The organism is Pseudomonas sp. RA_5y_Pfl1_P24, from assembly GCF_963970945.1.
Taxonomy (GTDB): domain Bacteria; phylum Pseudomonadota; class Gammaproteobacteria; order Pseudomonadales; family Pseudomonadaceae; genus Aquipseudomonas; species Aquipseudomonas tritici.
The window spans coordinates 281,926-308,696 of the sequence record NZ_CAXAOJ010000006.1; the positions used below are offsets into that span (position 1 = coordinate 281,926).

The 26,771-nt window shown below is 59.7% G+C and carries 21 protein-coding genes and 2 pseudogenes; 17 read left to right on the forward strand and 6 right to left on the reverse strand.

Features of this window, described 5'->3' with window-relative positions; all coding sequences use genetic code 11:
• The first annotated feature begins 9 nt into the window (after window positions 1-9).
• Entirely contained in the window at window positions 10-2,856 is a 2,847-nt protein-coding gene (gene rapA / locus AACY30_RS12425; RefSeq protein ID WP_339415014.1) for an RNA polymerase-associated protein RapA, read from the forward strand.
• Window positions 2,857-3,030: 174 nt separating this feature from the next.
• On the opposite strand, the gene AACY30_RS12430 is transcribed toward rapA, so the two are convergent.
• Window positions 3,031-4,377 carry a spinster family MFS transporter gene (locus AACY30_RS12430; protein ID WP_339469525.1) on the reverse strand — a complete coding sequence of 449 codons (1,347 nt, stop codon included), beginning with the start codon at window positions 4,375-4,377 and terminating at the stop codon, window positions 3,031-3,033.
• Between the two features lie 249 nt (window positions 4,378-4,626).
• Here AACY30_RS12430 and AACY30_RS12435 point away from each other — a divergent pair, with 249 nt between their 5' ends.
• The 3 genes from AACY30_RS12435 to AACY30_RS12445 all read left to right on the forward strand — a co-directional run bounded on the left by AACY30_RS12435 (window position 4,627) and on the right by AACY30_RS12445 (window position 9,778).
• Window positions 4,627-4,992 (forward strand): YkgJ family cysteine cluster protein, encoded by a 366-nt coding sequence (locus AACY30_RS12435; RefSeq protein ID WP_339469523.1) that lies wholly within the window; start codon window positions 4,627-4,629, stop codon window positions 4,990-4,992.
• Between the two features lie 139 nt (window positions 4,993-5,131).
• Complete coding sequence (locus AACY30_RS12440) at window positions 5,132-7,396, forward strand: putative bifunctional diguanylate cyclase/phosphodiesterase (RefSeq protein WP_339469522.1); 2,265 nt, start codon at window positions 5,132-5,134, stop codon at window positions 7,394-7,396.
• Window positions 7,397-7,600: 204 nt separating this feature from the next.
• Entirely contained in the window at window positions 7,601-9,778 is a 2,178-nt protein-coding gene (locus AACY30_RS12445; protein WP_339469520.1) for a hypothetical protein, read from the forward strand.
• Between the two features lie 39 nt (window positions 9,779-9,817).
• On the opposite strand, the gene AACY30_RS12450 is transcribed toward AACY30_RS12445, so the two are convergent.
• A complete protein-coding gene (locus AACY30_RS12450; protein WP_339469519.1) occupies window positions 9,818-10,906 on the reverse strand; it encodes a hypothetical protein in 1,089 nt (362 codons plus the stop codon).
• Between the two features lie 251 nt (window positions 10,907-11,157).
• A complete protein-coding gene (locus tag AACY30_RS12455; RefSeq protein WP_339469518.1) occupies window positions 11,158-11,469 on the reverse strand; it encodes a DUF2288 domain-containing protein in 312 nt (103 codons plus the stop codon).
• Between the two features lie 341 nt (window positions 11,470-11,810).
• On the opposite strand from AACY30_RS12455, the gene AACY30_RS12460 reads away from it, so the two are divergent.
• From AACY30_RS12460 to AACY30_RS12500, 9 genes are all read left to right on the forward strand, one after another.
• Window positions 11,811-12,938, forward strand: coding sequence for a branched-chain amino acid ABC transporter substrate-binding protein (locus tag AACY30_RS12460; RefSeq protein ID WP_339415021.1), 1,128 nt, complete (start codon window positions 11,811-11,813; stop codon window positions 12,936-12,938).
• 226 nt (window positions 12,939-13,164) lie between these two features.
• Window positions 13,165-14,088 carry a high-affinity branched-chain amino acid ABC transporter permease LivH gene (gene livH, locus AACY30_RS12465; protein ID WP_339469517.1) on the forward strand — a complete coding sequence of 308 codons (924 nt, stop codon included), beginning with the start codon at window positions 13,165-13,167 and terminating at the stop codon, window positions 14,086-14,088.
• The gene (locus AACY30_RS12470) at window positions 14,085-15,338 is read left to right on the forward strand and encodes a high-affinity branched-chain amino acid ABC transporter permease LivM (protein ID WP_339469516.1); all 1,254 of its coding nucleotides are present in this window, start codon (window positions 14,085-14,087) and stop codon (window positions 15,336-15,338) included. Before livH ends, AACY30_RS12470 begins: the two co-directional genes overlap by 4 nt.
• Window positions 15,335-16,102 carry a high-affinity branched-chain amino acid ABC transporter ATP-binding protein LivG gene (livG, locus tag AACY30_RS12475; RefSeq protein ID WP_339415024.1) on the forward strand — a complete coding sequence of 256 codons (768 nt, stop codon included), beginning with the start codon at window positions 15,335-15,337 and terminating at the stop codon, window positions 16,100-16,102. Before AACY30_RS12470 ends, livG begins: the two co-directional genes overlap by 4 nt.
• A 1-nt stretch (window position 16,103) precedes the next feature.
• Window positions 16,104-16,805, forward strand: a complete 702-nt coding sequence (locus AACY30_RS12480; protein ID WP_122540346.1) for an ATP-binding cassette domain-containing protein — start codon at window positions 16,104-16,106, stop codon at window positions 16,803-16,805.
• Window positions 16,806-17,013: 208 nt separating this feature from the next.
• Window positions 17,014-17,310 (forward strand): BufA1 family periplasmic bufferin-type metallophore, encoded by a 297-nt coding sequence (locus AACY30_RS12485; RefSeq protein WP_012722651.1) that lies wholly within the window; start codon window positions 17,014-17,016, stop codon window positions 17,308-17,310.
• Window positions 17,311-17,332: 22 nt separating this feature from the next.
• Window positions 17,333-18,211: an MNIO family bufferin maturase gene (gene bufB, locus AACY30_RS12490; protein WP_339415026.1), complete on the forward strand. Its 879-nt coding sequence runs from the start codon at window positions 17,333-17,335 to the stop codon at window positions 18,209-18,211.
• Window positions 18,208-18,984, forward strand: a complete 777-nt coding sequence (locus tag AACY30_RS12495; RefSeq protein WP_339540401.1) for a DNA-binding domain-containing protein — start codon at window positions 18,208-18,210, stop codon at window positions 18,982-18,984. Before bufB ends, AACY30_RS12495 begins: the two co-directional genes overlap by 4 nt.
• A complete protein-coding gene (locus AACY30_RS12500) occupies window positions 18,981-19,466 on the forward strand; it encodes a DoxX family protein (RefSeq protein ID WP_339540402.1) in 486 nt (161 codons plus the stop codon). The genes AACY30_RS12495 and AACY30_RS12500 overlap by 4 nt, the downstream gene beginning before the upstream one ends.
• On the opposite strand, the pseudogene AACY30_RS12505 reads toward AACY30_RS12500, so the two are convergent.
• Window positions 19,463-20,194 (reverse strand): annotated as a pseudogene (locus AACY30_RS12505) (substrate binding domain-containing protein); the annotation flags it as partial. The gene AACY30_RS12500 and the pseudogene AACY30_RS12505 sit on opposite strands and share 4 nt — an antisense overlap.
• Before the next feature lie 31 nt (window positions 20,195-20,225).
• On the opposite strand from AACY30_RS12505, the pseudogene AACY30_RS12510 reads away from it, so the two are divergent.
• From AACY30_RS12510 to AACY30_RS12520, 3 genes and pseudogenes are all read left to right on the forward strand, one after another.
• Window positions 20,226-20,681, forward strand: a pseudogene (locus AACY30_RS12510) (short chain dehydrogenase); the annotation flags it as partial.
• Between the two features lie 95 nt (window positions 20,682-20,776).
• Entirely contained in the window at window positions 20,777-21,448 is a 672-nt protein-coding gene (locus AACY30_RS12515) for a COG3650 family protein (protein WP_339415031.1), read from the forward strand.
• A 106-nt stretch (window positions 21,449-21,554) separates the two neighbouring features.
• Window positions 21,555-23,168, forward strand: a complete 1,614-nt coding sequence (locus AACY30_RS12520; RefSeq protein WP_339469511.1) for an NAD(P)/FAD-dependent oxidoreductase — start codon at window positions 21,555-21,557, stop codon at window positions 23,166-23,168.
• 93 nt (window positions 23,169-23,261) lie between these two features.
• On the opposite strand, the gene AACY30_RS12525 is transcribed toward AACY30_RS12520, so the two are convergent.
• The gene (locus AACY30_RS12525) at window positions 23,262-24,356 is read right to left on the reverse strand and encodes a PLP-dependent cysteine synthase family protein (protein WP_339469509.1); all 1,095 of its coding nucleotides are present in this window, start codon (window positions 24,354-24,356) and stop codon (window positions 23,262-23,264) included.
• A 216-nt stretch (window positions 24,357-24,572) separates the two neighbouring features.
• On the opposite strand from AACY30_RS12525, the gene nhaA reads away from it, so the two are divergent.
• Window positions 24,573-25,760: a Na+/H+ antiporter NhaA gene (nhaA, locus tag AACY30_RS12530; protein ID WP_339540403.1), complete on the forward strand. Its 1,188-nt coding sequence runs from the start codon at window positions 24,573-24,575 to the stop codon at window positions 25,758-25,760.
• A gap of 411 nt (window positions 25,761-26,171) precedes the next feature.
• Here the strand turns inward: nhaA and AACY30_RS12535 are convergent, their stop codons facing one another.
• Window positions 26,172-26,636, reverse strand: coding sequence for an outer membrane lipoprotein (locus tag AACY30_RS12535; RefSeq protein WP_003189251.1), 465 nt, complete (start codon window positions 26,634-26,636; stop codon window positions 26,172-26,174).
• Window positions 26,637-26,771 lie beyond the last annotated feature (135 nt).

Sequence of the window (26,771 nt, forward strand, 5' to 3'; positions counted from 1 at the left end):
TCAGGCAGCATGGCGCAGCAGTATCAACCGGGGCAACGCTGGATTAGTGACAGCGAAGCAGAGCTGGGGTTAGGCACCGTTCTGGCACAGGACGGCCGCTTGTTGACCGTGCTCTATCCGGCCACTGGCGACACTCGCCAGTATGCGCTACGGAATGCGCCCCTCACCCGCGTAAGGTTTTCGCCGGGCGACTCCATCACCCATTTCGAAGGCTGGAAGATGACCGTGCAGGAAGTCGACGATGTCGACGGCTTGCTGGTGTACCACGGCCTCAAAGGGGAGAACGAGCAGGTCACCCTGCCGGAAACCCAACTCTCCAACTTTATCCAGTTCCGCCTGGCCAGCGACCGTCTGTTCGCCGGGCAGATCGACCCGCTGGCCTGGTTCTCGCTGCGCTACCACACCCTGGAACATACCAGCCGCCAATTGCAGTCCTCGCTGTGGGGCCTGGGCGGCGTGCGCGCGCAACCTATCGCGCACCAACTGCACATCGCCCGTGAAGTCGCTGACCGTATCGCGCCTCGGGTATTGCTGGCCGACGAAGTAGGCTTGGGCAAGACCATCGAAGCCGGCCTGGTGATCCATCGCCAACTGCTCTCGGGCCGCGCCAACCGCGTTCTGATCCTCGTCCCGGAAAACCTGCAGCACCAGTGGCTGGTGGAAATGCGCCGGCGCTTCAACCTGCAAGTCGCGCTGTTCGACGAAGAACGCTTTATCGAAAGCGATGCCGCCAACCCGTTCGAAGACACCCAACTGGCGCTGGTCGCGCTGGAATGGCTGGTGGACGACGAGAAGGCCCAGGACGCACTGTTCGCGGCTGGCTGGGACTTGCTGGTCGTCGACGAAGCCCACCACCTGGTGTGGCATGAAGAGAAAGCCAGCCCCGAATACACATTGGTCGAACAGTTGGCTGAAGTGATTCCCGGCGTGCTGCTGCTCACCGCCACCCCGGAACAACTGGGCCAGGACAGCCACTTCGCGCGCCTGCGCCTGCTGGACCCGAACCGTTTCCACGACCTGCACGCCTTCCGCGCCGAAAGCGAAAACTATCGCCCGGTGGCCGAAGCGGTACAAGAGCTGTTGGACAAAGGTCGCCTGTCGCCAAAAGCCCACAAGACCATCCAGGGTTTCCTCGGCAACGAAGGCGAAGCACTGCTCACCGCCGTCAACGATGGCGACACCGAAGCCAGCGCGCGTTTGGTGCGTGAGCTGCTCGACCGCCACGGCACCGGGCGCGTGCTGTTCCGTAACACCCGCGCCGCCGTGCAGGGCTTCCCGGAGCGTAAGCTGCACGCTTACCCGCTGCCGAACCCGGACGAATACCTTGAGCTGCCGCTGGGCGAGCACGCCGAGCTGTACCCGGAAGTCAGCTTCCAGTCGCAGCCGGACATCGAAGAAGAAAACCGCTGGTGGCGCTTCGACCCACGGGTCGAGTGGCTGATCGACCAGCTGAAAATGCTCAAGCGCACCAAGGTCCTGGTGATCTGCGCCCACGCCGAAACCGCGATGGACCTGGAAGACGCCCTGCGAGTGCGCTCCGGCATTCCGGCCACGGTGTTCCACGAGGGCATGAACATCCTCGAGCGTGACCGCGCCGCCGCTTACTTCGCCGATGAAGAGTTTGGCGCCCAGGTGCTGATCTGCTCCGAGATCGGCAGTGAAGGCCGTAACTTCCAGTTCTCCCACCATTTGGTGCTGTTCGACCTGCCGTCCCACCCTGACTTGCTGGAACAACGGATCGGCCGTCTGGACCGGATCGGCCAGAAGCATGTGATCGAACTGCACGTGCCTTACTTGGAAACCAGCCCGCAAGAGCGTCTGTTCCAGTGGTACCACGAAGCGCTGAACGCGTTTCTCAATACCTGCCCGACCGGCAACGCCTTGCAGCACCAGTTCGGGCCGCGCCTGCTGCCGCTGCTGGAAAACGGCGACGACGGCGAGTGGCAAGCCTTGATCGACGAGGCCCGCGCCGAACGCGAGCGCCTGGAGCAGGAGCTGCACACCGGTCGCGACCGCTTGCTGGAGCTCAACTCCGGCGGCGCGGGTGAAGGTGATGCACTGGTGGAAGACATCCTTGAACAAGACGACCAGTTCGCCCTGCCGATCTATATGGAAACCTTGTTCAACGCGTTTGGCATCGATAGCGAAGACCATTCGGAAAACGCGCTGATCCTCAAGCCCAGCGAAAAAATGCTCGACGCCAGCTTCCCCCTGGGCGACGACGAAGGTGTGACCATCACCTACGACCGGAACCAGGCACTGTCGCGCGAAGACATGCAGTTCATCACCTGGGAACACCCGATGGTGCAAGGCGGCATGGACCTGGTGCTGTCCGGCTCCATGGGCAACACCGCCGTGGCGCTGATCAAGAACAAGGCCCTCAAGCCGGGCACCGTGTTGCTGGAGCTGCTTTACGTCAGCGAAGTGGTAGCGCCGCGCGCGCTGCAACTGGGTCGCTACCTGCCGCCGGCGGCACTGCGCTGTCTGCTGGACGCCAATGGCAACGACCTGTCGGGCCGCGTGTCGTTCGAAACCCTCAACGACCAGTTGGAAAGCGTGCCTCGGGCCAGCGCCAACAAGTTTATCCAGGCCCAGCGCGACCATCTGACGCCACGGATCAACGCCGGCGAAGAGAAGATCACCCCGCGCCACGCCGAGCGCGTAGCCGACGCCAAACGTCGCCTGGCGGCGGACACCGACGAAGAGCTGGCGCGCCTGACCGCGTTGCAAGCGGTCAACCCGACCGTGCGTGACAGCGAGCTGGTTGCCCTGCGCAATCAGCGCGAGCAAGGCTTGGCCATGCTGGATAAAGCGGCGCTGCGACTGGAAGCGATTCGGGTATTGGTGGCGGGTTGATTACCGCCCTACTCCGCTAAAAAGAAGGCCCGCGCAATGCGGGCCTTTTTTATTCGCTTGAGCATATTGTTGCCTGTGTGGCCTCTTCGCGAGCAAGTCGAAGCGTCGCACCGCCGCTCCCACAGGGGAACGCATTCCAAATGCGGGCTTGCTCGCGAAAGGATCAACTCGGTCTCAAACCGTAGCCACAGCAGCCGGCACCTCCACCGCCACCAACCCCTCTTTCATCCGCTTGGCATCCCGCACAAAACAGCGCGACGCCTGAAACAAAAACAACATGGTCAAGAACAGCGCCACCGGTATCAGGTACATGGCGTCATGCAACCCCACCGCCTTATAGGCCTCCGTCATCTGTTCCGCCCCCGCCGCATACATCGCCGAATGGGCAAAATGATCGGAAAGCCCACCCACGACGATCGGCCCCATCCCCCCACCCAGCAAGTACAACCCTGCAAAAAACAGCGCCATCGCCGTGGCCCGCAGGCGCGGTTCCACCACGTCCTGAATCGCCGTGTACACGCAGGTGTAGAAGTTATAGGCAAACAACCAGCCCACACTGAACAACGCCACAAATACGCCAATCTCGATGCGCCCGGCGTGCAACGCCCAGGCGGTGGTCACGGTGGAGATGATCAGGCTGAACGCGGCGAACAACAGCCGGCCATTGGCAACGCGTTGATGGATCTTGTCGGCGATCCAGCCGCCGAGGGTCAGGCCCACAAGGCCGGTCAGGCCGACGATCACCCCGGTGGCCACGGCGGCGTCTTGCAGCGGCATCAGGAAGTAACGCTGCAACATCGGCACCAGGAACGAGTTACAGGCGTAGGTGGCAAAGTTAAAGCACAGCCCGGCCAGCACCAGCCACAGGAAGGTGGGCACCGCCAGCACGCGGCGAACCGGGCGATCGACGCGTTCCTGGGAAACCTGCACGGTTTCCGCCGCGCCGCGCTTGGGCTCCTTGATATAGAACATGAACACCGCAAGGATCAGCCCCGGCACTGCCGCGATAAAGAACGGTGCGCGCCAGCTGTCAAACGCCTTGACCATCCAACCGATGGTGAAAAACGCCAGCAATAGCCCCAATGGCAAGCCCAGCATGAAAATGCCCATGGCCCGCGCGCGGCGGTGCGCCGGGAACAGGTCGCCAATCAGCGAGTTGGCCGCTGGCGCATAGCTGGCTTCGCCGATGCCGATGCCCATGCGCACCAGCAAAAACGTCCAAAAACTGCCGACCAGGCCGTTGACCGCCGTCAGCCCGCTCCAGGCGAACAGGCCCCACCCCATCAGCTTGCTGCGCGAGCCGGTGTCGGCCATACGCCCCAGGGGCAAGCCGGCGATGGCGTAGACGAGGGTGAAGGCGGTGCCGATGATGCCGAGCTGGAAGTCGCTCAGGTGCCATTCCATACGGATTGGCTCAATGATGATCGCCGGAATGGTGCGGTCGAAAAAGTTGAACAGATTGGCCAGGAACAGCAGGAACAGAATGCGCCAGGCATTCGCCGCTTGGGTCGAGTTCTGCATGGGTCCGTCTCTTTTATTGTTATGAGAGCTGCGATGCCCGCTGCATCCTGCCCGGTACCTGCAACATAGTCAGGCGGGCGGCGGTTGTCTGTAATGATTCGTAAAGCTGATAGGGCATGATTTCACCCGGTGCTGCGGGACTTTGGCTACGAAAATATAAGTCCGCGCCCCCTTCCCAACCGCCATGGCACGGATAGAATGGCGAGCCTTCCCGTAGTCCCCCCTCTTCTTATCCTATTGATGACGCCCATGTCCGAAGCCAGTCCGTGTCTGAGTTGCGGTGCCTGCTGTTCATACTTTCGTGTGTCTTTCTTCTGGGGAGAGTGCGCCTCATCGGGGGGCACGGTGCCCGACGACCTGGTGGTGCAAATCAACCCAACGCGCGTGGCGATGATCGGTACCGACAAGAAGCCCGTCCGCTGCTGCAGCCTTGAGGGTGAAGTGGGTAAAGGGACGAGTTGCTCGATCTATGAGCAACGCTCAAGCCCCTGCCGCGAGTTTGACGCGTCGTGGAGCCAGGGCGTGCAGAACGTCGATTGCGATGCCGCACGCGCCGCGTTTGGCTTGGCGCCGTTGCAAGCGCCCTTCGAATTGGCGCTGCCCATCAGCGCTTAGCATCAAACGCTATGAGCAGGATGCCAAAATAATTCAGAGCAAAGTGCCATCACCCATGGCAAATTCCGTAAGGCCTCTATACTCGACCTAATTAGGTCATCGCCGTAGGCAGTGACGTGACGCTATGACGGGGCATGCTATGGAATGGCTGGGTCTGCATTTTTTCACCGGGCTTCCAGAAAGCGGGCATTTATTACTCAATTGCAGTCATAACCCCTTTTTGGTGCTGTTGGCCTACCTCGTCGCTTGCGCGGCAGGCTTCGGCACGCTCGACATGGCTGAACGCGTAGGTCATGTCGAGGACCCGACCGCGCAGCGCCATTGGCGCTGGCTCGGCGCCAGTTGCCTGGCTGGCGGGATATGGTCCACCCACTTCATCAGCATGCTGGCCTTCCAGGCGCCTATCGCGATTCACTACGATCTGTTGATGACGTTCGCGTCCTTGCTCATCGCGCTGACCGCCTCGTTGATCGCCATGCAGACCCTCAGCCATCCTCACCTGCGGATGCACCAGTATGGGCTGGCCTCCCTATGGATGGGCGTCAGCATCGCCTTGATGCATTACGTCGGCATGTCGGCCATGCGTTCCCAGGCCCAGCTGTATTTTGAGACAGAGTTGTTCATAGCCTCGGTGGCCATCGCCATGGGCGCAAGCCTGGCTGCGTTGTTGCTGTCGAGCTACCTGCGCACCGGCACCGGCATGTTTCATCAACTGCTCAAATACGCCGCCAGCCTGGTATTGGGCGCGGGAATCCTGAGCATGCATTTTACCGGCATGGCCGCGATGCAATTAATAGTTCCCACCGGGGCTGACCTCTCATTGCCTTCGGGTAACAACCCTATACAGCTGGGCTTGTCGGTGGCGGTCATCACCCTCCTGGTGATTGGCAGCAGCATCAGTGCTGCCCTGGCCGACAAGAAACTGCAGCATAAGGAACGCGACCTGCGCCGGGTCAATGCGTTGCTCAGCGAACTGGATCAGGCGCGCGCTTCATTGCAACAAGTGGCCCATTACGACGCCCTGACCAGCCTGCTCAATCGCCGGGGTTTCAATCAGATCTTTGCAGAGAAGCTTGCCGAAAAAACCGCCTCCCACGGCATGATGGCGGTGATTTTTCTTGATATCGACCACTTCAAACGCATCAACGACAGCCTCGGGCATGACGCAGGTGACCAGTTGCTCACCGTGCTGGCCGCGCATATCAAGGGCTCGGTGCGCAGCCATGCCGACGTGGTTGCGCGGTTCGGCGGCGATGAGTTCTGCATCCTGATCAGCATCCACCACCGCGACGAAGCCCGGCACCTGGCCCAGCGCATCATGCAACAGATGAAAGAACCCATCGAGCTGGCCGGTCGACGCATGGTAATGACCACCAGCATCGGCATCAGCCTGTTCCCCGATGACGGCCTCACCTGCGAGGAGCTGCTGAAAACTGCCGACCTGGCGCTGTATCAGTCCAAGGACACTGGGCGCAACAACCTGAACTTCTTCAGTTCCAACCTGAAAACTCGCGCCTTTCTCGAGCTGCAATTGGAAGAGGAACTGCGCGGCGCTTTGCGCACCCACGACCAACTGGTGCTGTTCTATCAACCGATCTTTGACATGAAACTGGGCAAAGTTACGCGGCTGGAGGCCCTCGTACGCTGGCAACATCCAAAGCACGGCCTGCTGGCGCCAGATCGGTTTATCGGCATCGCCGAAAACAATGGGCTGATTGCCGAGTTGGACCACTGGGTGTTGCGCCAAGCCTGTCATGACCTAAGAATGCTTTCTGACAGAGGCTATACCGAACTGACGATGTCGGTGAACTGCTCGGCCCTGAACCTGGCCCGTGACGAGCTGGCGGATGAAATCGAAGATGCGCTGCGCTTCAGCGGCGTCGCCGCCAACCGCCTGGAGCTGGAAGTCACCGAAAATGCGCTGATGGGCAATATCAGCAGCACCCTGACGCTGCTGCGGCAAATTCGCGCGCTGGGCGTGTCACTGGCCATCGACGACTTTGGCACCGGCTACTCGTCCCTCGCCTACCTCAAGCGCCTGCCGCTCAATACCTTGAAGATCGACCGCTCGTTTATCCAGGATATTCCCAAGTCCACCACGGATATCGAGATCGTTCAGGCAATTATCGGCATGGCCCACACCCTGCACTTGCAGGTAATCACTGAAGGCGTCGAAACCCAGGCGCAATTCGAGCTGCTGCTCAAGCATGACTGCGATTTCGTCCAGGGTTACCTGCTGAGCCCAGCAGTGGCGGCCAGTGACATCATTGGTGTGATCCAGAGCATCAACATGCGTAACCCGATCTACCCGCGCAGCGTGGTGGGCACCAAAGACAACGGCTCGCCGAAAGAAACGTCCTCAAGCCGCGGCGGCTCAAAGTCCATCGTCAGGCCAATTCGCTGACGCCCAATATTTGGCATTTCGCCATCATTCGCCTAAAGAACGCCGACAAACGGCCGATTCATCAGAGTCCGGCCAGGTTTTCCCTGGAGAAACCAGGGTTATCCCCCTTCGCCCAAGACAAGGACGCACTGCAAAGTCGCGAACACCCATTCCGTGATGGCCCTTTGATTTGTTTCAGCCATCCGTCCAGGCACATGGCGCAAAATGACCTCTAAAAATAACTCTGCCACCGTGGTATCCGACGTGTTGCTCCCAGCTCCTGCGGACACGCCCTCAGGTTCAAAGTCATTGAGCACCGCCCGGCCGCTGGCCACCCAGCAATACCTGTACTTCACCGAAACCAATACCGACCGCATCCTCGACAACCTCGATGGCCTGCGCGACATGGTGTTCCCGCGCCCGCCCCACCAGGAAGGCGACAGCGATCCGCGCAATGAGCAGGAATTCCCCTCGGTGTGCCTGATCGGCCTGGGCCGCTGCGGTTCGAACATTGCGCTGGACGTGGCGGAGTTGGTGTACAACGCGCGCAAGTTCTATTTGAACGAGTTCAGCAACGAAGACAAGTCGCAGGACAAGGGCTACAGCCCGGCCCAGTGGATCCGCAACAACCTGCGCCTGGGCAGCGGCAAGGCGAGCAAACCGGTGTTCCTGGTGGAACCACTGGTGATGCTCGGCGACCTGGACAAGGACATCGCCGGGCGCATCCGCTTCTCGCGCAAGGGCGAAAAAAGCGGCTTCCTGCGCGACTACAGCAAGATGAAAATCATGGACCTCTCGGAAGTCCATGCCGGTGGCGCCGGTAACGCGCCGATCCTCGGCCAGTACCTGGCCAAGATCATCCTCAATAAAGACACCCAGCGTTTTTCCAGCCCCGACTGGAAGATGATCCACTCGTACCTGATCGACTCCTGCGGCATCAAGGCCAACCAGTCGCGCCTGTACTTCTCGATCTTCAGCGCCGGCGGCGGCACCGGCTCGGGCATGGCCTCGGAATTCGGTCTGGCCCAGCAACACTCGTACATGAACAAGACATTCGACACCAAGCCCGCCGACGAGCACGACAGCAAAAGCGGCCACGCCTTTGTGTTCGAGCCGATCTTCACCAGCGGCATCTGCGTGCTGCCCAATATCTCCGACCACCGCAGCGAAATGTCCGAGGCGCTGCACATCAACGCCGGGCGACTGCTGTGCAAATACCTGTCGGAAGAATGGGACTTCTCTTACAACTTCGACAACGAAGACAGCAGCGAAGCCAGTGTGAAGGGCCGCATCCGGCCGTGGAACGCGATGATGCTGATCTCCAACGACATCATGCGCTACGCCGAAGAGAGCGATGACGGCAATATCCAGAACATTGACGTCAATGCCATGGAAAAACACGCCAACCAGTACATTTCCCAGCAGATCTTCAACATCCTCACGGCCCAGGCCGTCACCACCGACTACGACCAGAACTACTTCCGCCGCGCCGGCATCGACATCGGCGAAACCATTCGCCTGGATGCCAACGACCTGTTCATGAGCCTGGCCGGCCCGGTGGCGATTGCCTACGCCGAGTCCGTGGTTCCAGAAACGCCGGCACCGTCGAATGACAAATTCAAGGTATTCGAGAAAGAGCCACAGCGCCTGAACATCGACGACCTGTTCTTCCGCTCCATCGACCTGCCGCACTTCAACAAGGTCACCCAGGCCATCGAAGGCATCAGCCTGTTGCCGATCGAATCCAAACGCTACAAGGCCTCCCTGGAACAGTACAAGAACTCCGGCTACGACGCGGCGGCGCTGCATGACCTGCACTTCTTCAAGAACTGCTCGTCAGTGGTCTCGATCGTGTCCCTGCCCAAGGACTACAAGCTGTCCTACATGGACCTGAACCGGCTCAAGACTCACCTCAACAGCCTGTTCCCCAACACCACCCTCAAGCGCTACGCCTTGGTGATCGGCGCCTCAGCCAACTTGTCGCTGACCACCCTGATCGCGAAAAGCCCGTGCCTGTCGGATGACTTCCTGACGCTGATCGTGGCGTTTATCAAACGCTGCTTTGCGCGCAACCCGTACCGTTTCGATGACACCCTGGACAACTCGATCCTGGACTTCATCATCCACGAGGACTTCGACGAAGACCGTATCGACGAGCTACTCAACGAGTTCGAGAACCCGGCGAAGATCCTCGACACCAACTGGTACGCGATCAAGCCCATGTATGAGAAGAAGTACCGCGAGTTGATTAACGACAAAGACAAGTTCGTGTCGATCAATGACATCCGCCTGTCGCGGGACTGCGTGAAGAAGGCCATCAAGTACTTGCGTGAGATTTATCGTCACCGGATCGGGAAGACCAAGGTTATTTCGCTGAATAACCACACCGGTAAGACCGGCTGAGGCATTGCGACGGCGCCGCTGGGCGCCGTCGCTGCCTGACTAGGCTCTTCGTTGTTGCAGGTAATCGACGATGGCTTGTTCGTCTGCAGCCTTGGCAGGTCGTGGCAGTTGCTTCGGCCAACCGGTGTCGTGCGTCCCGAAAAACTTCTTCTGCTCAGCCTCATCCCAACCGCGAATTTCACGCGAAGCCGACTCCCACCAGCCCTGCCGGCACACCTCGTAATACGGGTGCTCAGGTGCCGCGCTGCCGTAGAGTAAGTCGCGACCGACCCTTTTCAAATGTTTACGCTGATTGCGCAGCTTCCATTTAATCAGCAGCCGCTGCCAGGCTGATGGCACGGGCTTGACCTGTGGCACGTCCAGGCAACGCGCGACCAGTTCAGGCCCGAAGGTCTCGCCATGAAGGCTGAAAAAGTGCGCTTGCATGGCATGGAAGAAGCGCTTTTCGGCGTAGTAGTGATGGACCAACTTCTTGGACTCACGCACCGTCTTGCCACGCATCGCAAAGGAAATCGCGACCTGCTCGATGGTGTGGATGTCGAAGGATCCCTGGGTCCACTCGTCGATCCAGCGTATCGCGGCTTCGAGCAGCGGCGCATCGGTGTCACACACACCGCACAGGCCACTGTTGTAAAGCTTGAAGCTGTTGCTGGCAGACACACCATGGGCATGCAGGTGCTTGCCCAGCTTGAGGTAGTCCGGGCGCTTGCAGACGTAGCTCCAGTCGTATTCAAACTCGTCCATCACATACTGGCCAGGCTCGATGAGTTCGAACACACGGTGAGGCGACTTCAGGAACAGCGTATCGGTATCGACGAACAAGGTTTTGTCCGCCAACGTCAACCCTTGGGCGATCGCACACGCCTTGCGTCGATGGAGGTAGCCGTTGTGGCCCTGCCATTGGCTCAGGGTCTGCTCGTCCAACTCGAGGGTCTCCACCGGCCAGCCGGTGAAGTCCTGCGGCCGATCAGTCATGACCCGGATGCAAAGCGGCTCTCCAGGCTTGAGCTGCGCCAGGGCAGTAAGAATGCTGAACTTGGCCTCTCGCCGGTAAACCTCTTGTTTACCGTAAATAAGGTATAGCAACTGGTGCGAAGGTTTCGCTGAAGGGGGCAGCGCTGACAGCATGACTAGCTCCAAATAACAAGCGGCGAACTCTACCGGATTTCACCCTTTTCTACCCTGCGATCTCATCGCTGCCGGGTACTTGTTCACACCGAGAAACAATTCTGCAGCCGTTTCGGCCTTTGGAAAACTGTTCCCATGACGTGCGCGTCATCCTGCGCTGTGACCTTTCTTCACGGCAAGATGCCATCACGACGCCAGCGGTTACCCCGCTACACACTTTTAAACGGGCAAAGCGCGCACCGTTTTAGTGCTCACCTTCTAGGCGTTGCCCTTTCCTGGATCAGGATCCAAGGCGAAACCACCACCGCCCACAAGCCTGGATCACGCTCCACCAGGTCCAGCGCCCGCGTCGCAGACACTTCGCCAAGGCTCCCGGCAGCCAGCCAGGCAGCGACTTTGTCGCGGTTATCTTCGGCCATGCCTTCGGCGGCCTCTATCAAATCCAGGCCGGCATCGACCCACAATAGGGCACCCTTGGCAAAGAACGGTTCAAGCTCCTTCCAGGATATTTCGGCGGTTTCGCCGAGCAGCTTGGCATAGAGGGTGCTAGGTTCTTGCGTCATGGGACTTCACCTGAAGAAAAAATCGGCGCAATCATAACGTCACGCATCAGGTAGAAAAACCCAGTTGCAAATGAGTTACCGATTGAAAGTGTCAGGAAAGCCAAGGATTGCCCGCAACTCTGGCATCACCCCGCCGCAATTCTGTCTTTTTCTTTCATTTATGCGACACGCCCGGGTTTTGCCCCCAGCAGCCAGCTTTTCAAGCGATCAACCGGCGCTCTACACTGTACCGGTACAGTTGCCAGGGCACTGCCGGGGGGATATCCGAGATATCTGATCCGGTTCTGCAGCTCACAAGGCCGCTAGAACTATAAAAAATACAACAGTAAGAGTGGAGCACTATGAATAAGGCTACTAAGCAGATTTCCAAACTGTTTGCCGCTATGGTCCTGGCTGGGGTTGCCGGCCATTCGTTCGCAGCCGATACCATCAAGATAGGTATTGCGGGCCCTAAAACCGGCCCAGTGACGCAATACGGCGACATGCAATTCATGGGTGCCAAGCAAGCCATCGCCGACATCAACGCCAAAGGCGGCGTCGATGGCAAAATGCTCGAAGCCAAGGAATACGACGACGCTTGCGATCCTAAACAAGCCGTTGCCGTAGCCAACAAAGTGGTCAACGACGGCGTCAAGTTCGTGGTCGGCCACCTCTGCTCCAGCTCCACTCAGCCCGCTTCCGACATCTATGAAGACGAAGGCGTGATCATGATTACCCCGGCGGCTACCAGCCCGGAAATCACTGCCCGTGGCTACAAGCTGATCTTCCGCACTATCGGCCTGGACAGCGCTCAGGGGCCTGCGGCTGGCAACTACATTGCCGACCACGTGAAGCCGAAAGTCGTTGCTGTGATTCACGACAAACAGCAATACGGTGAAGGCATCGCTACCGCCGTTAAACAGACTCTCGAGAAAAAAGGCGTCAAGGTTGCCCTCTTTGAAGGCATCAACGCTGGCGACAAAGACTTCGGTTCCCTCATCCAGAAGCTCAAGCAAGCCAACGTCGACTTCGTCTACTACGGCGGTTACCACCCTGAGCTGGGCCTGATCCTGCGCCAAGCCAAGGAAAAAGGCGTGAACGCCAAGTTCATGGGCCCTGAAGGTGTCGGTAACGACTCCATCTCGCAAATCGCCCAGGGCGCTTCCGAAGGCCTGCTGGTCACCCTGCCGAAGTCTTTCGACACCGATCCGGCCAACAAGGCAATCGTTGAAGAGTTCGCCAAGAACAAGCAGGACCCAACCGGTCCGTTCGTGTTCCCGGCCTACTCGGCCGTTGAAGTCATCGCCGGCGGTATCGCTGCCGCGAAATCTGAAGACACTGCCAAAGTGGCTGCAGCCATCCACGCAGGCACTTTCAAGACCCCTACCGGCGAGCTGACGTTTGACGCCAAGGGCGACCTGAAGGACTTCAAATTCGTGGTCTACGAATGGCACTTCGGTAAACCAAAAACCGAAGTTTCCCCTCAGTAAGCCAGGCGTTACTGGTCCAACAAGCCCACTGTGAGAGCAGTGGGCTTTGTTTTACGAGGTTTATGGGCCTGTCACTCGCGATCCGGGTGCTGGCTCACCTGAAAATCTTAAAACCGTCACCAGCGGTTCGCTGGCAAACGCTTTGTGCAACCTGCTCACAGAACAGGGCACGGGCCGGAAATGACTCCACCAGTGAAATGCGTATCGGGTTTTTAGGAGCGCTGTAATGCCTGAGATCTATCATTTTTTCCAAACGCTGGTTAACGGCATGACCGTTGGCAGCACCTATGCCTTGATAGCCATTGGCTACACAATGGTTTACGGCATCATTGGAATGATTAACTTCGCCCATGGCGAGGTGTACATGATTGGTTCCTACGTGGCCTTCATCGCCCTTGCCGGGCTGGCCATGCTGGGTATCCACTCCCTGCCGCTGTTGATGACCGCCGCGTTCCTGGCGTCGATCATCGTGACCAGTGCCTATGGCTACAGTATCGAGCGCGTTGCCTACCGTCCCTTGCGTGGCAGCAACCGTTTGATCCCGCTGATTTCTGCTATCGGCATGTCGATTTTCCTGCAGAACACCGTATTGCTGTCCCAGGACTCCAAGGACAAGTCCATTCCCAACCTGATCCCGGGGAGCTTCTCCTTCGGCCCAGGCGGCGCACAAGAAGTGCTGATTTCGTACATGCAGGTCCTGGTCTTCGTCGTCACCCTGGTGGCCATGCTGGGCCTGACCCTGTTCATCTCCCGTTCCCGTCTGGGGCGCGCCTGCCGGGCCTGTGCCGAAGACATCAAGATGGCCAACCTGTTGGGCATCAACACCAACAACATCATCGCCCTGACCTTCGTGATCGGCGCCGCATTGGCGGCCGTCGCGGCCGTGCTGCTGAGCATGCAGTACGGCGTGATCAACCCCAACGCCGGTTTCCTGGTAGGTCTCAAAGCCTTTACCGCAGCGGTATTGGGCGGCATCGGCAGCATTCCGGGCGCCATGCTCGGTGGCCTGGTGCTGGGTGTGGCCGAAGCCTTTGGTGCCGATATCTTCGGCGACCAGTACAAGGACGTCGTAGCGTTCAGCCTGTTGGTTCTGGTCCTGTTGTTCCGTCCGACCGGCATCCTGGGCCGTCCGGAGGTTGAGAAAGTATGAGCAAATATCTTAAATCGGCGTTTTTCAGCGCTTTGCTGGTATGGGCAGTGGCCTTTCCGGTACTCGGCCTCAAGCTGAGCATTGTCGGCATCAACCTGGAAGTGCATGGCACCGGTCCCGTGACCCTCACCATCATCGCCCTGTGTTCGGTACTGATGTTCCTGCGCGTGCTGTTCACCCAGCAGGTCAGCGCCTTGCTCAAGGGCAACCGTGGTCCGTTGGTGTCGCCTAAGGTCAGTCAATTCCTGACCCTTCCACGCACCCAGCGCTACATCATCATCGGCCTGATCGTGGCCGCGTTGATCTGGCCGTTCTTTGGCTCGCGCGGCGCGGTCGACATCGCCACCCTGATCCTGATCTACGTGTTGCTGGGCCTTGGCCTGAACATCGTGGTGGGCCTGGCCGGCCTGCTCGACCTGGGTTATGTGGGCTTTTACGCAGTGGGTGCCTACACCTACGCGCTGCTCTCGCACTACCTGGGTTGGGGCTTCTGGATCTGCCTGCCGTTGGCGGGCATGGCGGCGGCGACGTTCGGCTTCCTGCTGGGCTTCCCGGTGCTGCGTTTGCGCGGTGACTACCTGGCGATCGTGACCCTGGGCTTCGGTGAAATCATCCGTCTGTTCCTGCGTAACCTCACCGGTATTACCGGCGGCCCCAACGGCATCAGCAGCATCCCCAAGCCCACCTTCTTCGGGCTGTCGTTCGACCGCACCGCAGCCGAGGGCATGCAGACCTTCCACGAATACTTCGGGATCGACTACAACCCGGTGAGCAAAGTGGTGTTCCTGTACCTGGTGGCGCTGTTGCTGGCACTGGCCGCACTGTTCGTGATCAACCGCCTGCTGCGCATGCCGATCGGCCGCGCGTGGGAAGCACTGCGCGAAGATGAAATTGCCTGCCGTGCACTGGGCATGAACCCGACAATCATCAAGCTTTCGGCCTTCACCCTCGGGGCAACATTCGCCGGTTTCGCCGGCAGCTTCTTCGCCGCTCGCCAAGGTCTGGTGACGCCGGAGTCGTTCACCTTTATCGAGTCGGCGATCATCCTCGCCATCGTGGTACTGGGTGGCATGGGCTCGCAACTGGGCGTGATCCTGGCGGCGATCGTGATGATCCTGCTGCCGGAAATGATGCGTGAGTTCAGCGAATACCGCATGTTGATGTTCGGCGCCATGATGGTGCTGATGATGATCTGGCGTCCTCAAGGCCTGCTGCCCATGCAACGTCCACACATGGAGCTGCGCAAATGAGCCGCGAGATCCTGAAAGTCGAAAATCTGAGCATGCGCTTCGGCGGCTTGCTGGCGGTCAACGGCGTGGCCCTGACCGTGAAAGAGAAACAGGTTGTGGCGCTGATAGGCCCGAACGGCGCCGGCAAGACCACGGTGTTCAACTGCCTCACCGGTTTCTACAAGCCGAGTGGTGGCAGCATCCTGCTGGATGGTCAGCCGATCCAGGGTTTGGCCGGTCACGAGATCGCCCGCAAGGGCGTGGTGCGGACCTTCCAGAACGTGCGGTTGTTCAAGGACATGACGGCGGTCGAAAACCTGCTGATTGCCCAGCACCGTCACCTGAACACCAACTTCTTCGCAGGCTTGTTCAAGACCCCGGCGTTCCGCAAAAGCGAGAGCGAGGCCATGGAATACGCCGAGTACTGGCTGGACAAGGTCAACCTCACCGAGTTTGCCAACCGCCCTGCCGGCACCTTGGCTTATGGCCAGCAACGTCGCCTGGAAATCGCCCGCTGCATGATGACCCGCCCGCGGATCCTGATGCTCGACGAACCGGCCGCGGGTCTGAACCCCAAGGAAACCGAAGACCTCAAGGCGCTGATCAGCGTGTTGCGTGAAGAAAACAACGCCACCGTGCTGTTGATCGAACACGACATGAAACTGGTCATGAGCATTTCCGACCACATCGTGGTGATCAACCAGGGCACGCCGTTGGCCAACGGCACGCCGGAGCAGATCCGCGACAATCCTGAAGTGATCAAAGCCTATTTGGGGGAAGCGTAAAATGCTGCAATTCGAAAACGTTTCCACTTTCTACGGCAAGATCCAGGCCCTGCACAGCGTCAACGTGGAAGTGCGCCAAGGCGAGATCGTTACGCTGATCGGCGCCAACGGTGCCGGTAAATCCACGCTGCTGATGACCCTGTGCGGTTCGCCCCAGGCTCACAGCGGCAGCATCCGCTACATGGGTGAGGAACTGGTGGGCCAGGCCTCTTCCGAGATCATGCGCAAGAGCATTGCCGTGGTGCCGGAAGGCCGTCGGGTGTTTGCCCGCCTGACCGTGGAAGAGAACCTCGCGATGGGCGGGTTCTTCACCGACAAGGGCGACTACCAGGAGCAGATGGACAAGGTGCTGCACCTGTTCCCACGACTCAAGGAACGCTTCAGCCAGCGCGGCGGCACCATGTCCGGCGGCGAGCAGCAAATGCTCGCCATCGGCCGGGCGCTGATGAGCAAGCCCAAGCTGTTGCTGCTGGACGAACCTTCGCTTGGCCTGGCGCCGATCATCATCCAGCAGATCTTCGACATCATCGAACAACTGCGCAAGGACGGTGTGACGGTGTTCCTGGTGGAGCAGAACGCCAACCAGGCCCTGAAGATTGCTGACCGGGCCTACGTGCTGGAAAACGGCCGGGTGGTGATGCAGGGTACGGGCGAGCAGTTGTTGACCGATCCGAAGGTGCGCGAGGCCTACCTCGGCGGTTAAAAAACGGTTGCTGGATGAACCGGATCAAAAATGTGGGAGCGGCAGTGCGAGCAAGTCGCATCGCCGCTCCCACATTTGCTTTGTGTGATCCCTGGAATTACGTTGTTTGAAACTATTTTCGGCTGATTTGTAACGAACCCCACGGCCCTCTCTCTAGTGCTACAAGCAGGCATTCAAGCCCGCCAACCCACCCTACTGGAGATACACCATGACCACCAAACTGTCCGCTGCCACCCTCGTCCTGGCCCTCGGTTCCGCGCTGAGCCTGTCTGCCCTGACCACCACCGCCCACGCCGCCGACGACATGCAAAAGTGCTTCGGTGTCGCCGAAGCCGGCAAGAACGATTGCGCCGCAGGCGCTGGCACTTCCTGCGCCGGCACCTCGAAAACCAAGGACCAGGCCAACGCCTGGAAACTGGTTCCAGCCGGCACCTGCCTCAAAACCCCAAGCTCCACCTCGCCGACCGGTTTCGGCCAGGAAGCGGCCTTCACCGCCAAGTCCTGAACCTCATAAAACCTGAGTACTGATGATGACTCTTTCATCCCTGCAAGCCGTCTCCCAGGCTCAGGCGCCCGGCCTCCCACGCCGGGTCGGGCTGGGGCTCAAGCATGAGCACTTCACTGCAGTGCTGGAGACCTCACCCGACATCGGTTTTTTTGAAGTGCACGCCGAAAACTACATGGTGGACGGCGGCCCGTTTCATCACTACCTGGGGTTGATCCGCGAACAGTACCCGCTGTCATTGCACGGCGTAGGCCTGTCCATCGGCGGAGAAGGCCCGCCGGACCGTGAGCACCTGGCGCGGTTGGCAACGCTGATCGAACGCTATCAACCCCACTCTTTTTCTGAACACCTGGCCTGGTCAAGCCACGGCCCGGTGTTTCTCAATGACTTGCTGCCCCTGGCCTATGACAGCGCGACCCTGCAACGGGTGTGCGAACACATTGACCACGTGCAAAATACCCTCAAGCGGCCAATGCTGCTGGAGAACCCGTCGACTTACCTGCAATTCCAGCGCTCAACCCTGGATGAGACCGACTTCATCAGTGAGATCATCCGCCGTACTGGCTGCGGTTTGCTGCTGGACGTGAATAACGTCTATGTGTCGTGCATCAACCATCAACGCGATCCGGTTGCCTACATCGACGGCCTGCCGATGCATGCGGTGGGCGAGATTCATCTGGCCGGTTTTGCCGAAGACACTGACAGCCTCGGTGATCGCTTGTTGATCGACGATCACGGCGCACCTATCGACAACGCCGTGTGGCAGCTCTACGAAAAAGTATTGGCGCACGTAGGCCCGATAGCCACGCTGATCGAACGGGACAACCAAGTGCCGGCGTTCAGCGTATTGCTGGCTGAGGCTCAACAGGCCGAACTGCATCTGTCGCAGGTGAGCCCATGAGCCTTCATGAGGAGTTTGCCGCAGCGCTGCTGGCGCCGGACCAGGCATGCCCCAATGGCCTGTTCAGCAGCAACGGTGCCGACCCGGCCAGCCGTTTTGCGGTGTATCGCAACAATGTGCACAGTTCGTTGATCAACGCACTCGCAACAGCCTACCCCGTGACATTGCAATTGGTGGGCGAGGACTTCTTCCGTGCGATGGCCGGCCTGTTTATCCGGGCTTGCCCACCCACCAGCCCGCTGATCAGCGAGTACGGCAGTGCGCTCGCCGCATTTATCCAGGACTTTGAGCCAGCCGCCAGCGTGCCCTACCTGGCCGATATGGCGCGCTTGGAACGACTGCGTGTGCGCGCCTATCACGCGGCGGACACCCAGCCACTCGACCAACCGACTGTTCTTCAAGCACTGCAAAGCCAAACAGACCTGGGGAAATTGCGCCTGCAACTGCATCCATCCCTTGCCACCTTGAATTCTGCCTACGCGGTGGTGGCGGTATGGGCCGCGCACCAGACCGAAGGCGGCCTGGCCACCCTCAATCCCTGGCACGCCCAGAGTGCGCTGGTAGTACGTCAGGGGCTGGTGGTCAGGGTATTTGCTACCGACAGTGGCTCAGTGGCGTTTATCAACAGCCTGGCCCATGGCAATGCCTTGGAAAAAGCCGTGGAGCATGCGCTTGACGCAGCGGCCGAGTTCGACCTGCACCAATGCCTGACGCTGCTGATCAGCCACAACGCCATTACTCATTTGCATCTAGAACAAAAGGTATCGCCATGAGCACTCGTCCATCAGGCCTGATCAATCGGGTCATCGCGCTTTTCGAACAAATCCCTTACAGCCTGATTGCCTTTGTCGCGCGTTTTTCGATTGCCGCCGTGTTCTGGAAATCCGGGCAAACCAAGGTCGAAGGATTCGTCATTGATTTGGTCAGCGGCACCTTCCAACTGGGCGAACCGAAACTGGCCGCCTCGACATTGCCGTTGTTTCGCAGCGAATACCACGTGCCGCTGCTATCACCGGAGGTGGCGGCGCATATGGCGGCGTTTGCCGAGCACTTCTTCCCGGTGTTGATCCTGGTAGGCCTCGCTACGCGCTTCTCGGCCTTGGCCCTGATCGGCATGACCCTGGTGATTCAGCTGTTCGTCTACCCGGACGCCTACCCGACTCATGGCACCTGGATTGCGCTGCTGTTGATACTCGTAGCCAAAGGACCGGGGCGCCTGTCCATCGATCACTTGATCGCGCGTCGCTACGCTTAGAGTCGGTCGAGGGCCTCGCCGCTGCGCTTGAACCCGTCCACCAAGTAGTCAGCCAGCACCTGGGTGCGACGCGGCAGGCCGCCCTGAAAGGGATGCACGAGGTACATCGGCATGCTTCGCGTCTGATAATCACGCAGGAGCCAGCGCAAGCGGCCGTCAGCCAATTCTGCGGGCAGAACGTAGGACGGCAAGCGTGCGATACCAGCGCCCACTAACGCAGCCTTTTTCAACAAGTTGTAGTGATTGGAGGCAAAGGTACCGCTCACCCGCACCCGCAGCAGTTCGTGCTGCTGGTGGTACAACCACTCTTCACGGCCGCTGTAGTGGCTGTTGAGCAGGCAGGTGTGGGCGGCCAAGTCGGCCGGTGTCTCCGGCTCGCCATGCCTCTCAAGGTACGCCGGGCTGGCGCAGGTCATTTCATGCCAGGCCAGCAGAGGCTTGACCACCAGGCGCTCGTTTTCAATCGCGCCTGAGCGTACCCCCAAGTCAAAGCCATCCCGCGCCAGGTCCCGGTAACTGTTGTTGAGCTCCAGCTCGATCTGCACCTGCGGGTACTGTTTGGAAAACTCCAGCAACAAGCCATCAAAGAAGGTTTCGCCCAAGGAGACCGGAACCGTCATACGCACCGGCCCGGCCAGATCGTCCTTTAGCCGGGCCAACGCCTGACGGGCGCGATCCACCTGCACCACCAATGCCTGAGCCTGGGGCAGCAGTGCCGCACCGGCTGCAAAAGGTTGCCCATTAGTGCGTTTATCCGCTCTGTTCGAGCAGACCGGCACATTCGATGCCCTGGTCTGCGCAGCCGGCAGCGTGAACTTCGTCGCGCTGGGCGACATGAGCGAAAGCGATTTCGAGCTGGGCCTGCGTGACAAGCTGATGGGCCAGGTCAACCTGCTGTTGATCGGTCGTGAATACGCAAACGATGGCGCCTCGTTTACCTTCACCAGTGGCATTCTGAATCGCGACCCCATCCGCACCGGCGCCTCGGCTGCGCTGGTCAACGGCGCCATTGACGCCTTTGTCAAAGCGACGGCAATTGAATTGCCGCGCGGCCTGCGCATCAACGCCGTGAGCCCGACGGTCCTGCTGGAAGCCATGGACAGTTACGCGCCATATTTGCGCGGCTACAAACCAGCTCCAGCCGCCGACGTGGCGCTGGCCTACGCAAAAAGTGTTGAAGGTTTACAGACAGGTCAGACCTTTATGGTGGGTTGAATCGGATACCTGTCAGATTTGACTGAATCTGGCAGCCGGGGTTGTGGTGCAACGCCGGCGTGCGTAACGTGGCGGCACTTGTCTGGAGACCGATAATGCGCGCCGCCCATACCCTAACTCTACTTGCCTTGCTTCCCCTGTTCGCCGCCTGCCAGATGTTCGACAGCGACCCGGCCAAGCCGTCTCTCGCCGGGCTGACCCGTATGCAGGGCGAACTCACGGCGGTCGGCGACAAACTGCTGTTCCAGCCCTGCAACGACAAACGCAACTACGTGGTCAACGACACCGGCGGCACCAGCATCCTGCAGGAAGCGGCCTCCCTGGCCGGCCAGCAAGGCGCGTTGTTTGCCGACCTGCGCGGCAAGTTCTCGGGGGTTGCCAGCGGCACCCAAGGCAGCGTGGACCTGCAACAGCTGTATCGTGTCGAACGTTCGACCTCGGCCTGCGACGATCCGGACTTCAAGCGCATGATCCTGCGCGCCAACGGCCACAAGCCGGCCTGGGCAATGAACGTGACGGCCAAGGGCATGGTGCTGGAACGCGAAGGCCAGCCGCCACTGGCAGTGCCTTATGTGGAAGAGCAGATCGGTGACGGCCGCTTCAACCTGATGACTGAAGCCAACAACCAGCACGTCGAACTGTGGGTGGCCCCGCAACGTTGCATCGACAGCGTGAGCGGCAGCCTGCAACACATGACCGCCGAGTTGCGCGTCAACGGTCAGGTACAGCGCGGTTGCGCCTCGTTTGGCGGCTCGCGCGACGACTGACTCGGCACTGCGTTGTTTTAACATGACGGGAATCGGCCATTGGGGCTTATAATCGCCGGTTTGCAAAACAGCCGGCCAATCAGCCCGCCGCCTACCGGATCCTGTCATGTTACGAATCACCGAACTCAAGCTGCCTATCGACCATCCCGAAGAAGACCTGCGGCCCGCCATCGTGCAGCGCCTGGGCATCGCCAGTGATGACCTGCTCGATTTCACCCTGTTCAAGCGCAGCTACGACGCCCGCAAGAAATCGTCGGAGCTGTGTTTCATCTACACCATCGACTTGAACGTGAAGGGCGAAGCGGCGCTGTTGCTCAAGTTCGCCGATGACCGCAACGTCAACCCGGCGCCGGATGTCAGCTACACAGTGGTCGGCCAGGCGCCGGAAGGCCTGACAGAACGTCCAATCGTCGTAGGCTTTGGCCCGTGCGGCATTTTCGCCGGGCTGTTGCTGGCGCAGATGGGCTTCAAGCCGATCATCCTCGAACGCGGCAAGGAAGTGCGCCAGCGCACCAAGGACACCTGGGGCCTGTGGCGCAAAAATGTGCTCAACCCCGAATCCAACGTGCAATTCGGTGAAGGCGGCGCCGGGACCTTTTCCGATGGCAAGCTATACAGCCAGATCAAGGACTCGAAATTCCACGGCCGCAAAGTCCTGCACGAGTTCGTCAAGGCCGGTGCGCCGGAAGAAATTCTCTACGTCAGCAAGCCGCATATCGGTACGTTCCGCCTGACCGGCGTGGTGGAGAACATGCGCGAACAGATCATCGCCCTGGGCGGTGAAGTGCGCTTCGAGCAGCGGGTTACCGACGTGCTGATCGAAGACGGTCAGTTGAACGGCGTGGTCGTCGATGGCGGCGAGCAGATCCCATCCAGGCATGTGATCCTGGCCCTCGGCCACAGCGCACGCGATACCTTCCGCATGCTCCACGGCCGTGGGGTTTACATGGAAGCCAAGCCGTTCTCGGTGGGCTTCCGTATTGAACACCCGCAGTCGCTGATCGACGCTGCGCGCCTGGGCAAATACGCCGGGCACCCAAAACTCGGCGCCGCCGACTACAAGCTGGTGTACCACGCCAAGAACGGCCGCTCGGTCTACAGCTTCTGCATGTGCCCAGGCGGTACCGTGGTTGCTGCGACCTCCGAGCCAGGCCGCGTCGTCACCAACGGCATGAGCCAGTACTCGCGTAACGAGCGTAATGCCAACTCCGGCATCGTGGTCGGCATCACGCCTGAAGTGGATTACCCAGGTGGCCCGCTGGCGGGTATCGAGTTGCAGGAACGGCTGGAATCCCACGCCTACATTCTCGGCGGCAGCAACTACGAGGCCCCGGCGCAATTGGTGGGCGATTTCATCGCCGGCAAGCCGTCTACCGCTATCGGCAGTGTGCAACCCTCCTACAAGCCTGGCGTTGCTCTCGGTGACCTGGCCCTGGCGTTGCCGGACTTCGCCATCGAGGCGATCCGCGAAGCGTTGCCAGCGTTCGAGAAACAGATCAAGGGCTATTCGCTGCACGACGCGGTGTTGACCGGTATCGAGACGCGCACCTCGTCGCCGCTGCGGATAACCCGTAACGAATCGATGCAGAGCTTGAACGTAAAAGGCCTGTTCCCGGCCGGTGAAGGCGCCGGTTATGCCGGGGGGATTCTGTCGGCGGGTGTGGATGGGATTCGGATTGCCGAGGCGTTGGCGCGGGATATGTTGGGCAGCCAGGGCTGAAGCTTCGAGTTGTAAGCCTCAAGCTGCAAGCTAAAAGCGGATAGGTGACCTGCTTTTTCTTGTAGCTTGGAGCTTACAACTTGCCGCTGCGACTTAGATATTTGCGCGCAGGATGCTGTCCGGTAACGGCTGACCCCGCTCCACACTGGCCGCAACGGCCGCAATCAGCCCGCCCAATTCATAGCCCTGCCCCGCCAGCCACGCCTGATCGTAATAGGTGGTGGCATACCGCTCCCCCCCATCACACAAGATCGCCACGATCGAGCCCGACTCCCCCGCCGCTTTCATCTGCTGGGCCGCCACCAGCGCGCCAATCAGGTTGGTCCCGCTGGAACCGCCGACCCGCCGTCCAAGCCGTGCAGCAAGGTAATGCATGGCCGCCAGCGAGAGCGCATCCGGCACCTTGACCATCGCATCAATCACCTTTGGCAAAAAGGATGCCTCGACCCGAGGCCGACCAATCCCTTCGATGCGCGAGCCACAGTCCAGGCGCAAACTCGCGTCGCCACTCTGATAGAAATCAAAGAACACGGAGCGCTCGGCATCAGCACACAACACACGGGTGCAATGCTGGCGATAGCGCACATAACGGCCGAGAGTTGCTGTGGTGCCGCCAGTGCCGGGGCTGGAGATCAGCCAGCTCGGTTCCGGATGCTGCTCAAAACGCATCTGCTGGAAGATCGACTCGGCGATGTTGTTGTTCGCACGCCAGTCGGTGGCGCGCTCGGCGTAGGTGAACTGGTCCATGAAATGACCACCGCTTTCCAGTGCCAGGCGCTCGGACTCCGCGTAGATCTGCGTCGGGTCCTGTACCAGGTGGCTTTTACCGCCGTAGAAAGCAATCTGCGCGATTTTTTCCTGGGAGGTGGTGGCCGGCATCACCGCAATAAATGGCAAGCCGAGCAGACGGGCGAAGTAAGCTTCGGAAATCGCCGTCGACCCGCTGGACGCTTCGATCACCGGCGCGCCAGGCTTGAGCCAGCCGTTGCACAGCGCATACAGGAACAGCGAGCGAGCCAGCCGATGCTTGAGGCTGCCCGTGGGGTGGCTGGACTCGTCCTTGAAGTACAACTCGATACCCGGCAACCCCGGCAATGGCAAGGGAATCAGGTGCGTGTCGGCGCTGCGCTGGAAGTCTGCTTCAATGATACGAATGGCTTCGCGGGCCCAGGGACGTTGGTCGCTCATGGAGAGTTTCTCTGAAGGTGTAAGCCCTGATTTTAGGGGGTTTCCTACACACCACACAGGTACAGTACTGGCTCAATTGAGGACACAATTGCGAGGGTTCGACGTAACGTCATCGCGAACCGCCGTTTATAACGAATAAGAATATAAATTTTGTTTTAACAGCTAACGGTACGGGTTAGGGTACCCACCTATTGAACTTGGATTGGAGAGCGTCCCTTGCCTCTGCGTAGCACTTTCACCCGTTTCTTCCAGCTGGAAGCCGCCAGCGGTCTGATGTTGATCGCGGCAGCCGCCCTGGCCCTGATCATCAATAATTCGCCTTTGTCGCACCTGTACAGCGCGTTTCTCGACGTACCGGTAGTGGCGCAGATTGGCGCATTGAAAATCGCCAAGCCCGCCTTGCTTTGGATCAACGATGGCCTGATGGCCTTGTTCTTCCTGCTGATCGGCCTTGAGGTCAAGCGCGAGCTGCTCGACGGCCACCTGTCCAAGCCCTCGCAAGTGGTGCTGCCCGGCGCAGCGGCCATCGGCGGCATGGTGGTGCCAGCGCTGATCTACTGGGCGATCAACAAGGACTATCCCGAGGCCCTTTCGGGTTGGGCGATCCCGATGGCCACCGACATTGCCTTCGCCCTCGGCGTGCTGGCGCTGCTTGGCAAACGTGTGCCGGTGTCGCTGAAGCTGTTCCTGATGACCCTAGCGATTATTGACGACCTGGGCGCGATCATCGTGATCGCCATTTTCTATTCCGCCGACCTGTCCGGTGCCGCCCTGGCAGGTGCAGGTGCCTGCTTGATCGCCTTGATTGCGATGAACCGCTTGGGTGTTATCAAACTCGGACCGTATCTGATTATTGGCCTGATCCTGTGGGTGTGTGTACTCAAGAGCGGCGTGCACGCGACGCTCGCCGGTGTAACGCTGGCATTCTGCATCCCGATGCGCACCAAGAACGCCGAGTCGTCGCCATTGCTCACGCTGGAGCGCGCCCTGCACCCGTGGGTGGCCTACGCTATCCTGCCGCTGTTCGCCTTCGCCAACGCCGGTGTCTCGCTGACGGGTGTCAGCCTGGAAAGCTTCACTCACCATGTGCCTATGGGCATCGCCACGGGCCTGTTGATCGGCAAGACCGTTGGTGTGTTCGGGCTCACTTGGCTGGCCATCAAGACCGGCATCGCTGCCCTGCCCAACGGCGCAAACTGGGGTCAGGTGTTTGGTGTGGCGATCCTGTGCGGCATCGGCTTCACCATGAGTTTGTTTGTGGGCTCGCTGGCATTCGTGCCGGGTGCCAGTGAGTTCGCGGGTGAGGACCGCATGGGGATTTTGACCGGTTCGATATTGGCGGCGTGTATTGGTTATGCGGTAACAGCGATGGCGAGTCGCAAGAAGGCCGTCACTCAGGTTTGAACTGACAGCCCCGAAAACCAAAAAGCCGCCTCGGCTTAAACCGAGGCGGCTCCAGTTCTCAGACCTTACAGGTCATCGAAGCTGTCCCGCAGAAATACCCACACGTGGTAGACACGCAGGGTATTCACTACGAGGTTCCACGTACGTCGTGCAAACGTCGACAGACTCGGCCCTCCTAAAGTCAGGCCTTTCCTCCAGCGCACTTACCGGAACACGTGGGCCTTTGAATGCAGGTCAATGCATCTTTGAAGTCGCAGCCCAGTGAATAATTGGGTTTGCAATAAAAAACCGCCCTACTAAGGCGGTTTTTTATTGCCTGCATTTTTTTCAGTTCAAACCGGCCACCGCCCATAAAACCAAAAAAACCCAACCGGTCACCCGGCTGGGGTTTTGTAGTTCTACAACCAGCGCTTAACGCGTAACGCGGCTAGTACCATCAACGGTCATGATGCGTACACGGTCGCCAATGCGGAAGATTTCATTCTCCTGCACAGCCTGCACATAGGCGCGCATGCTGCCGTCGTCTTCGCGTACGGTGATTTCCACACCCTGGGTGCGGGTCAGGCCCTCTTCGGTGGCCGAGCCCAGCAACCCACCAGCAACGGCACCGATCACGGCAGTCACGATGCTGCCACGACCGCCGCCGATAGCGCTGCCGCCAACGCCGCCGATGACTGCGCCAGCAGCGCCGCCGATTGGGGTCTTGGTGCCTTCGATTTTCACGGGGCGCAGGGATTCGATGGTCCCCATGCGCACGGTCTGAACACGACGCGCTTCGTCGCGGGAGTACGAGTCGCCGGTCAGACTCGAGGCGCAGCCACCCAGCAGCAACGACAGGGTGGTAAAGCAGGCAACCAGTAAAACGGACTTACGCATAGCATCAACTCCAAAGGACAGGTGTTCATTAAACGCTGCAGCTTGACGCCTGTCACGGCAAGCGCCGCAGAAAATTGCTTTCATTCAGCCTGAGTACAGACAGCCCGTACCAGAAAACTCGACGAACGGTAGCAC